Consider the following 8,455-nt stretch of genomic DNA (forward strand, 5'->3'; position numbering starts at 1 on the left):
GGCCCTCTCGGGGGCCTTGATTCCCGAGAGGTTTTCAAGTCCCTGAGCAAAGAGGTATTCGTTGAAATCCGGTTCGGGAACACAGATCCGGCAGACAATGGGAAAACTCTGAATAAAGGTTCTCCGTTCGATGAGCTTTTCGAAGCCCCGGTGTAGATAGCCCACATGGGTCTTGCACTCGTAGACTTCGTCCCCCGCAACAGTCAGTTCCAGGGACATATTCCCTGTGATGCCCGGATGCTGGGGCCCCTGCCAGATTTTCATGTATTTCCCCGAGGACATGTCCAATTCGGCTTTGCCGTCTTTGACCTCGGGATATTGATTTTCATTGGCATAGATGGTCATAGTTCAGACCTCCCGGGGTAGAGTTCTTTCCGCATTGTGTCTGCAGGATCATTGGTGGATCGTCCGGGACGGGCGAAGAATGTCTCTTCTGAATACTTTTTGGTATCAAACTCCCGGCGCATGGGTGGAATTTCTTTCCAGACCTCAAGATAGAAAGCTTCTGTCAATCTGGGACTTCCGGGTAAATTAATTCCGTACATTTCAAAGAGTTCCCTCTGATAGGTGGCCATCTGAGACCAGAGATGATGGAGGTCATCCATCTCCGGTTTTTCCCGTTCGATCTCAACAAGGACTCCCATATCCATATTAGTGTCATGGTTGTGCAGCAGGTAGTGAAGAACCATATGATTCCGCTCGGGCCAGTCGACACAGGTCACCATGATCAGATGTTTGAAACCTTCCATATCCTTCAGCCATGTGATCAGTTGACCGGCCTGGTTTTTATGCAGGGTCAGGAAGATCTGGCTTTCCGACTTTTTATCCGTCTTTTCGACGGGAAAGCGCTCGTTCAGGCGCGTCATCAATTCTGTCATTTTATGTATTAACCTCCTACCAAGGCTGATTTACAGCCTTGGTGATTTTTCTGTTTAGGCCTAAGGGTCTACCAAGACTCATTTAGAGTCTTGGTGATTTTTCAAAATAGGCCGAAGGGCCTACCAAGGCTGGTTTAGAGTCTTGGCATTTTTTCTGTTTTGGCCTAAGGGCCTTCAATATGGGCCTAGGGTCTGACGATGCTTGTATACACTACCAAGGCTGGTTTACAGCCTTGGTGTTTTTTCTGCATAGGCCTAAGGGGGTTACCAGTTGTAATCCGGCATATCCCATTCGGTGATGATTTTTTTCTGATTGGCCTTATACCAGTCCAGATTCTCAATGTACTTGTTGGTATTTTCAGTATCTCCTGCCAGGATCTGCTTCTTCAGCTCCTTAATTCCTGCCAGAAGAGCCTCAGGACGGGGCATACAGCCCGCGATATACTGGTCGACCGGAATATAATGATCCAGGCGGTTGATGGTGTTATAGCTGTCCCAGTACATGCCGCCATTGATCGTACAGCTTCCCAGACCCAGGACAAACTTTGGTCCCTGCATCTGTTCGTAAGAGCGCACGACCCTCTTGATGGTCTTAGTGGAGGCATACCCACCGATGACAAAGACACAGGACTGGCGGGGTGTCGGCCGGGCCTGTACTCCAAAACGGTACATGTCAAAACGGGCGGTCATCAGAGGGCGGAGCTCGATGGCACCGCAGCCTGTACCAAAACCCAGTATCCAGAGTGAATTGGCTCTGGCCCAGTTGAGAAAGTTTTCCCAGATTCCCCTGTAAGGAGCCACTGTCTGGGGTGCGGCATCACAGAAAAGAGGTTGATCCTCCTTGCTGAGACCGGCATTGGGCATTTTCAGCTGACGATCCAGATCTTCTCTGGTCGTCAGGTCGTCTGTTGTTTTATCCATAGATACTCCTATGTTCTATCAACGCTGTTCCACAGCCTTGATGTTTTTTTCGCTCAGGGCCGAAGGGCCAAGGTTAAATGTATTGAATCAGGACCGCTGCCAGTCCGATGATGGTCGGAACAAAAAGGAAGAAGCGGATAGCCTGTTCGATACGGAATCGGGGGAAGGAAACGCCCACGAATACATTGATAAAATAAAGGATGAAGGTCTTAATAACCAATTCAAATATGTTATTGGCTCCCCCATAAAACAGGTTCACAAAAAGAACCAGCTTGGCACCGTTGAAGATGGCTCGGTTGGTTTGGAGCATCCCCAGCATACTGCTCTGATACTCTGTGGGCGGTCCGATCGGGATTTCCTGGGGAGCAATCACCACAGAAAATGGATTGTGCATAGACATTCCCACGAAGGCGAAGAGTCCCGCAATGGTGGCCAGAGGGTTGGTGAAGGCACTCCAATTGAGGATTCCCCCCTGTTGAGCCATGGCTATTTCTGTAATGGACAAGGTTCCGTATTGGCTGGCCAGGGCAATCACGGCCAGGGTAAAAGGAACTTCAAAAGCCGTCATCTGTGCCAGACCGCGGCTCACACCGACAGGACTGTAGGGATGCCCGCTCTGTCCGGCACCCAGGGCCATTCCCAGCTGTCCGAAGAAGATAAAATACAAGACCAGGATCACATCTCCGGAAAAGGAAAAATTGGCGAACACAACAGATCCCAGAATTCCGGGGATGAAAAGGTAGGTTCCCAATCCGCCGGCCAGGCGGAAGACTGGTCCCAGGTAAAACATCACACCGTGAGAGATAGACCATCTCTTGGCGTTGTTTTTGACAATATCAATGTAGGGCTGCCAGACTGGCTGACCGATCCGCCCCTGAACTCTGGCCGTGATCCGGGCCATGGACCCCATCAGCAGGAGCCCATAGTTTGTAATCACGAAGAGAGAAATCAGGGTGTAGAAGCCCTTTAACAGAATCTTTTCAATCATAGCAGACCTCTCATTACAAAATAGGACAGAGTCAGAAAGAGAATGATATGAATCATATATGTCTGACCGTTCCCCGTGTAAATACGGCGGAAGGAGGAGGACAGATTCATTGTCAAACTGGCCACTCCCTTCCAGGCCGTTTCAATGGTTGGTCCCGCCAGGAAGCCGAGGGCTTTTCTGTAGGGAGCAAAGAAGTTATAGGCATAGTGTGTTGTTTCGGGACGGTCCGGCCGCTCTGCTGCAAATACAATATTGAACTGTTTTACTTTCTGGGGCTTATTCATGACGATGAACAGCCACAGCAAGGGAGCCGCAAAGACGCCCATGGTCACATACATGACCCAGCTGCCGTTCCAGTATCCGATGGTATTGGTGATTGTCCCATTGGCATCAAAGGCCATATTCTGGGGGAACCAGGCGGCAGTGATCTTTGCCATGGGTTCCACAAAAAGATGGGGAAATGTCGAGAAAACCATTAAAAGGGCCATCAGGGCAAACTGGGGAATAATCAGCCAGACTGAGGCTTCTTTTATTTCCCGATGCTCCGCCTTGATCTGTCCCAGGAAGATCGTATGGATCAGACGGAACAGATAGAGAAAGGCGATGGTGCTGGCAAAGAAGGCCATTCCCGCCTCCAGGTATTTCCCGGATTCGATTAATGCAGTATAGAGCATCCATTTTCCGCCGAATCCTGAGAGAGGAGGAACGCCTGATACGGCGATAATCCCCATGAGAACCGTCAGAAAGCTGATAGGCATTCGGCTGATCAGGCCTCCCATCTGGTACATCATTCTTGTCCCGGTCCTGGACACGACTCCTGCAATGGCTAGAAACAGCATGGCCTTGAAGATGGTGTGGTTAAAAGTCAGATACAGAACAGTCGTCCAACCTGCATGATTCATGAGAGAAAATGCGAGGATGATGTAGCCCAGCTGACTCATGGAAGACCAGGCCAGAGTGTATTTTATATCTTCCTGAAAGGTGGCAATAAGAGCCGCAATCACGGCGGTAAAGGCCCCGATCCATCCGATGACAGAGGAGGAGATTCCCACCTGTGCCACAGGAAAGTACTTGACCGCAAAGAAGAGCAGTCCAAAGATACCCACCTTACTGAGGATGGAGGACAGGAATCCGGAAACATCATCTTCCGATTCGGCGTACCCATCAGGCAGCCAGAGATGAACCCCCAGAGCACCGGTTTTAACCAGCATGGCCAGGGCGATCAGAACCCAGGCGATGGCCGCCACAGGGGATCCCGGAACCATGAGAAAGAGTCCCGCCATCAGCAGATAGGCTCCCCCCATGGAAAACATAATGTAAAGGAGGGAGGCTTTTTCAGAATCCTTTCCTCTGAGTATCAGAAGCCAGGAAGAAAGAGCCATCAATTCCCAGGCTGTAAAAAAGGCCAGATTGCTGTTCGCCATGGTTAAGGCAGCCAGAGAAAGGATGCTCATGACCAGCAGAGGATAATGCCCCCGTCGTTGTTCTTTTACATAAAGACCGGCGAATAGATAAACCAGACCTCCGGTGATAAAGAGAGCAAAGAAGAACAGATTCAATCCTGTCAAACCTGAATAGAAGGTCCAGCCGAAATACCCGACGACTCCCATACTGATAAGGGATTTAAGTCTTGACGGCAGGAATTCGAGGATAAACAGTGCCAATGCTCCACCCAGAACCAGAAGGAGGGAAAGTTCCAGTCCTCCCAGAGCTCTTCCGGCGAATATACCGGCAAACAGAAGGAGTCCGGCGGGGATAATTCCGTCATTACAGGGCATATCCACCTGCTCGAAAACCACTTCTGAAGGACGGACAGAAAGGATAAACCAGCGAAAGAGGTAGATCACTTCAAAGAGGGACCCCACCAGAACAAGGACCGTCCAGAGGATCTGACCGGTTCCCATAAGGAGTCTCATCAGTTCCCATTTGGCCCAGAATCCGGGAAATGGAGGCAGACCGGCCATAGCCAGGACAAGGATGCCCATGACGGTGGCAGGAAGTGTTCCTATCATCCGGCCTCTCCAGCCTTCCCGGTCGGAGGCATTGATGCGTCCGGCAATCCAGAAGAGGCCCGCCTTGGCCAGGAGATGATTGATGAAGATACCACCAGCGATGATTATGAAGCTCAGGGGCTGAACGCCCATCAGAAACATCATTCCCAGGGCGCCGGTTAAAAGACCGATCTGTGCGGTAGATGAGAAACCCAGCATCCGGGGAATGTCATCCTGTTTAAGCCCGATCAGGTTGGCAAAGAAGAAGGTCAGGAATCCTATGCCTGAGAGTACTTTGAGCAGAGGCATGGGCATAAGGGGCATGATCTTCATCAAGGCAAAGATCATGGCACCCGCATTGGCTGAGGCGATGACCCCGGCAATTCCTTCAGGGGCAGCCTGATAGACATCCAGAGCCCATCCGTTGGCCGGAAAAGGCTTAAGTTCGATGAGTAGAGCGGCGGTCAAAAAGAAAAGTGCCGACAATCCGACTCCCGAGGAGAAAACACTCTGCACCACCCGGGGATCACGCAGGATCCAGTCCAGGGACAGGGTTCCTGTGAGTCTATAGATATAAACCGCACCCAGCAGGAAGAAAATGGAAGACAAACCGCCGGCCATCAGGTATTTGAAACCAGCTTCCAGGGATCGTTTATCCCCTTTCAGGGCAATCAGTCCATAGGTGGCTATGGAAGTGATTTCCAAAAAAACAAAAAGATTGAAAAGGTCACGGGTCATGATGATGCCGCTCACACCCAGAGCCAGGGCCAGATAGGCCATCATGCCGCCGGGGCCGTCTTTTTTCCAGGAACTGTTGAGATGTACAGCTCCCAGAAGGGCGGCGATGAGAACAGAAAGAACGGCAAAACTCTCTTCCACACCCATCCTGAGGTTAATGGAGACAGGAGGCTTAAACCCCGCTGTAAAGAGATCCGGAGAGGCCCCGTTCAAGGCGGCAATAAATGAAGAACCGGCGATAAAAGCCATAAAGGCCAGGGCCAGAAGGAACACCCACCGGCTCAGAGTTCTGCTGATCTTATCTAAAAGAGGCAGCAGAAAAGCTGTGCCCAGGGCTGTGATGATAAGATAGATGGGGCTTACCATTTTAACTCCTTTATATCCTGAACCTGAGAGGTTCCGGTCGCCTTATAGAGGCGTACGGCATAGCTGAGCATCAACGCGGTGACAGCCAGTCCGATAACGATGGCGGTGAGGACAAGAGCCGAAGGGATAGGATCAACCATGGTCAACACGGGATCTCCTGTCGCCGAGGCATCGATGATAGGGGCAGTCCTGCCTTGGATGTATCCCAGAGAGACAATCACAAGGTGAATCCCTGTATCCATGATGGAAAAACCGATGACCATCTTGATAATGCTTTTGCGGGTCAGGATTCCCCAGAGTCCGACAATAAGCAGAGCAAAACCGACAAGCGTTGCTATCAGATTAAGACTCATACTGGTTCCCTCCCTTTCATATTTTCGAGGATGGCCGAGAGCTCGGTACCGACCTTCAGTCCCACCAGAACATAGATCAGAGGAATGGCACCGGCACTAAAGAGCCTTCCGAACTCGCCCAGAGGGAGAATCCGGTTATCCAGAAATCCACCGGCCAGAAACAATCCGGCCGCTCCGATACCCACATACGCGGCACCCGACAGGGATTCAAGGAGGTTCATCACTGTGTGATTCACTTTCTTGACTCTCTGAGACAGGAGGAGCAGGAGGAAACCCGTGGCGATAACAACACCGCCCTGGAAACCGCCCCCCGGGGTCAGATGACCATGAATAAAAATATAAGCTCCGAAGAGCAGAAGAATAGGGTACAGCAGGGAGGCTCCTGTACTGAGGATTTCCGAAGCGGGATGGATTTTATCTTCCCTGGCCCCCATTTTCCCCAGAAGCAGGCCTACACCAGTGGTAGCAAAAAACAGAACAGCGACTTCTCCCAGAGTATCCAGGCCGCGGTAGGTCACAATGATGGAAGTGACCAGATTGGCAGCACCCAGTTCTTCGGGTCCCTTCTCCAGATAATAGGCAGCCGTTTCTGTCAGCTCTTCACTCACCGGCATGGTGACAAAAGGCAGCAGTACAAGGGCAGTCAGTATAAGAGCGATAAAGGCGATCCATCGACTAATCACGTGGTTCCTCCTTCTTTCCTCTCATACGGCTCAGGGCGTATAGAAAGACCACCGTGGTCAATCCCGAACCGATGGCCGCTTCTGTCATAGCCACATCTGGAGCGGCCAGAATGAGGTACATCAGAGATGCGATCAGACTGACAGAGCCGCTGGCAATGATGGCGGCGGTCAGATTTTTCATATAAACAGCCAGAAGTGCTCCGGCAATCATCATGACTCCCAGAACAATCATTAAAACAGTAATCATGAAGGTTCCTCCCCGGATTCTTCGACCGATTCCCTTTGATCATCTCCCAATTGGTCACAAACGGCCTTTTCTCCCAGTGAGATACCGTATTTATGAGCCGCCCGTGCCAGAGCATGGGAGGAGAGAGGATTTGAAAACAGAATAAATATCATAAGCAGCACCATTTTTCCTGACCATTCCGGCCGGGCCATGGCGATACCGGCCATGAATAGCAGACTTCCCAATGTTGTGGCTTTGGTTCCGGTCTGCATTCTGTTAAAGGCATCGGGCATCCGGATGATACCGATAGACGCGAGGAGTAAAAACAGACTCCCCAGCAGGGCGAAAATTCCGCCGATCAATTCCAGCATCAGAGCCCCCTTTCCAGGTAACGGGCCAGAGCGACCACACCGGTAAAACTGATGAGCCCGTAGACAAGAGCGACATCAATATAGATTCCCCGGCCGGACCAGAAGGCCAGCCAGACAATGACAGACAGGGAAATGATGGTCATGCCGTCCAGAGCCACAGTGCGGCTCACCGGATCGGGGCCGATCAGCATTCTGATAAAGGTAATGACCAGGGCAAGCAGGGTAATAGCGATTGCCGCCTGGAATAATATATCAGCCACAGATCACCTCCAGATATCGTTCAAAACCAGATACAATTTTTTTTGTTTTTTCTTCACAGTCCCCTTCTTCCACGGCAATCCAGTGAATGTAGAAGTCTTCACCCTTTGTATCCACCGTAATGGTACCGGGTGTGAGGGTGATGGAATTGGCCAGCATCAACCGTCCCAGAGGTGTTTTCAGTCTGGTTTTCACCTGGACGATACCAGGGTTGATAGGCATCTGGGGATGGAGAACCCTGAAAGCCACATCCAGATTGGATTTGATCAGGGCACCCAGAAAATAAAAGAAAAAAGTAATCATTGCGAGAATGGCTTTGGGATTCCATTTCAGATCACCCAGCAGATCTCCCCCGGGGAGAGGCATCAGGACAATGAGCACTATTAAGACAGCGCCGGCTATTCCTTCCTGAATATCAAAGGGATAGGTCAGTAGAAACCAGACAGCACCCAGAAGCAGGATCAACATAATCCTGGCCTTGAAGGTTTTCATAGACTCTCCTTATACTCTACCAAAGCCATAACATGGCTTCGGTGATTATTAGCTTAGGCCTAAGGGCCTAAAAAATAAAAATGAAGGGCTCCTGTTATTAAAAAAGCACTTCATTAGAAAAAGCAGATATTTAACTAAACATATATGCGTTTTTTTATATCTATAAAATATTATACAATAAGGAATGTAT

General features: G+C 50.4%; 10 protein-coding genes and 1 pseudogene. All 11 read right to left on the reverse strand.

Features of this window, described 5'->3' with window-relative positions:
- Positions 1 to 345, reverse strand: a pseudogene (locus PF479_RS03275) (hypothetical protein); the annotation flags it as partial.
- Positions 342 to 878, reverse strand: coding sequence for an NADH-quinone oxidoreductase subunit C (locus PF479_RS03280; protein ID WP_298002192.1), 537 nt, complete (start codon positions 876 to 878; stop codon positions 342 to 344). The pseudogene PF479_RS03275 and the gene PF479_RS03280, both read right to left, overlap by 4 nt.
- Positions 879 to 1,142: 264 nt before the next feature.
- Positions 1,143 to 1,799 (reverse strand): NADH-quinone oxidoreductase subunit NuoB, encoded by a 657-nt coding sequence (gene nuoB / locus PF479_RS03285; protein WP_298002193.1) that lies wholly within the window; start codon positions 1,797 to 1,799, stop codon positions 1,143 to 1,145.
- A gap of 73 nt (positions 1,800 to 1,872) precedes the next feature.
- The gene (locus tag PF479_RS03290) at positions 1,873 to 2,787 is read right to left on the reverse strand and encodes a respiratory chain complex I subunit 1 family protein (protein WP_298002195.1); all 915 of its coding nucleotides are present in this window, start codon (positions 2,785 to 2,787) and stop codon (positions 1,873 to 1,875) included.
- The gene (locus PF479_RS03295; protein WP_298002197.1) at positions 2,784 to 5,882 is read right to left on the reverse strand and encodes a proton-conducting transporter membrane subunit; all 3,099 of its coding nucleotides are present in this window, start codon (positions 5,880 to 5,882) and stop codon (positions 2,784 to 2,786) included. Before PF479_RS03295 ends, PF479_RS03290 begins: the two co-directional genes overlap by 4 nt.
- Complete coding sequence (locus PF479_RS03300; protein WP_298002199.1) at positions 5,876 to 6,235, reverse strand: sodium:proton antiporter; 360 nt, start codon at positions 6,233 to 6,235, stop codon at positions 5,876 to 5,878. The genes PF479_RS03295 and PF479_RS03300 overlap by 7 nt, the downstream gene beginning before the upstream one ends.
- The gene (locus PF479_RS03305) at positions 6,232 to 6,918 is read right to left on the reverse strand and encodes a Na(+)/H(+) antiporter subunit B (RefSeq protein ID WP_298002201.1); all 687 of its coding nucleotides are present in this window, start codon (positions 6,916 to 6,918) and stop codon (positions 6,232 to 6,234) included. Before PF479_RS03305 ends, PF479_RS03300 begins: the two co-directional genes overlap by 4 nt.
- Positions 6,911 to 7,165: a hydrogenase subunit MbhD domain-containing protein gene (locus PF479_RS03310; RefSeq protein ID WP_298002202.1), complete on the reverse strand. Its 255-nt coding sequence runs from the start codon at positions 7,163 to 7,165 to the stop codon at positions 6,911 to 6,913. Before PF479_RS03310 ends, PF479_RS03305 begins: the two co-directional genes overlap by 8 nt.
- Entirely contained in the window at positions 7,162 to 7,515 is a 354-nt protein-coding gene (mnhG, locus tag PF479_RS03315; RefSeq protein WP_298002204.1) for a monovalent cation/H(+) antiporter subunit G, read from the reverse strand. The genes PF479_RS03310 and mnhG overlap by 4 nt, the downstream gene beginning before the upstream one ends.
- Positions 7,515 to 7,775, reverse strand: a complete 261-nt coding sequence (locus PF479_RS03320) for a monovalent cation/H+ antiporter complex subunit F (RefSeq protein WP_298002206.1) — start codon at positions 7,773 to 7,775, stop codon at positions 7,515 to 7,517. The genes mnhG and PF479_RS03320 overlap by 1 nt, the downstream gene beginning before the upstream one ends.
- On the reverse strand, positions 7,768 to 8,265 hold the full coding sequence (locus PF479_RS03325; protein WP_298002207.1) for a Na+/H+ antiporter subunit E: 498 nt from the start codon (positions 8,263 to 8,265) through the stop codon (positions 7,768 to 7,770). The genes PF479_RS03320 and PF479_RS03325 overlap by 8 nt, the downstream gene beginning before the upstream one ends.
- Positions 8,266 to 8,455: the final 190 nt, after the last annotated feature.

The organism is Oceanispirochaeta sp. (assembly GCF_027859075.1).
Classification (GTDB): Bacteria; Spirochaetota; Spirochaetia; order DSM-2461; family DSM-2461; genus Oceanispirochaeta.